Source organism: Litorimonas cladophorae, assembly GCF_014652455.1.
GTDB lineage: Bacteria > Pseudomonadota > Alphaproteobacteria > Caulobacterales > Maricaulaceae > Litorimonas > Litorimonas cladophorae.
Genome location: NZ_BMYV01000006.1, coordinates 1 through 1,330, shown reverse-complemented (window position 1 = coordinate 1,330; position 1,330 = coordinate 1). Strand labels below are relative to the sequence as shown.

The 1,330-nt window shown below is 51.1% G+C and carries 1 protein-coding gene; it reads left to right on the top strand.

What is annotated here, in order from left to right:
- Nucleotides 1-255: 255 nt before the first annotated feature.
- Nucleotides 256-1,140 carry a TraB/GumN family protein gene (locus tag IE073_RS14075; protein WP_189587184.1) on the top strand — a complete coding sequence of 295 codons (885 nt, stop codon included), beginning with the start codon at nt 256-258 and terminating at the stop codon, nt 1,138-1,140.
- Nucleotides 1,141-1,330: the final 190 nt, after the last annotated feature.

Genomic DNA, 1,330 nt, shown 5'->3' with positions numbered 1-1,330 from the left:
CACTCCCTCCTATACAAAACAAAACAGCCCCGCTCGGACACAAATCCAGCGGGGCTTTTTTATATCCAAAAATACAACAAAACAGCAGACAGCGATTGGCTTAGTGCCACTCTAGGGTTTTGCGGCGAAAACTCCTGGGTTTCAGCGAGTGCCGACATTATTTCGGTGTCGGGCTTGATTTTCTCTCCTTAAGGCCATTTTCTTTTGCGATAAGGTTGTTAGCTTACAACCTCAACTTATCGAAAAGATCAAACTATGCGAAACGCTCTGAAGTCATGCGCCTTTATTCCCCTCCTGGCGCTCGGGGCCTGCGGGGGCGAGCCTGCTTCCACCTTACCACCCCAGCCGCCAATGTGGATCGTCAGCGATGCCGACTCTGAGATCACGCTCTATCCAACGATCCATATCCTGCCAAATGGAATGAAATGGCAGTCGGATGAGTTAACACGCCGTCTGGCAGACGCAGAGGAAGTTTGGTTCGAGATCATGCCTGGCTCTGAAACGGATCCCAATTTGCAGGCCACAATGATGCGTTTGGGTATGGCGCCTGGGTCGTCGTTGAGTTCCCAGCTAACGGCAGCAGAAGTGACGGCATTGCGCGAAGCGATTGCCCCTTTGGGTATGCCCTTTGAGGCTGTTGACGCTATGCGCCCGTGGCTCGCGTCCACTTTGGTAAGTGTCGGCGCGTTAGTTCAAAAAGGGTTTAATCCAGACGCCGGTGTGGAAAAGCAACTGCAGCCATTGGTGAAGGATAAAAAAATACGGGCCTTTGAGAGTGCCGAAAGTCAGCTCAAGATGTTGGCGGCGATACCAGAGGCACAACAGTTTCAAATGCTGCGCGATACGCTCGGTGAAATGGATGAGAGTATCGATATGCTAAATGAAATGGCTCGGGATTGGTCGACCGGCGATGTCAAAGATCTCGAAGAAGAATTGCTGAGTGAGATGAAATCGGAAATGCCAATTGTTTACGCTGCCGTTTTCACGGCCAGGAATGAAAATTGGGCGAATCAAATTGAGATCGAAATGAAGGGGGCCGGTACCGATTTTATGGCCGTTGGCGCAGGTCATCTTGTCGGAGAAGATGGCGTTCCAGCGATTCTGAAGGCTCGCGGCTACAAGGTTGAACGTTTGCGTTGAGCAAAAAGTCGACGCGCCCCATCCTGTGGTTGATCCGGGCTTCCGTTTAAGTGGATGGAGGTAGGCAGGGAAACCCGCAGACGTCGTTTAAAGGCCGCCCAGCGGGCGTTTTAAGCTGCGAAGGCGCGGTTTTCTCCGTTTTCTGAATAAATCTGCATTTTATGCAAGAAAGGTGTTGCGCATTTTTTTT

Bases quoted from the DNA above. Each gene is read 5' to 3' on its own strand.
- IE073_RS14075 (WP_189587184.1), top strand. From the start codon at position 256: ATGCGAAACGCTCTGAAGTCATGCGCCTTTATTCCCCTCCTGGCGCTC.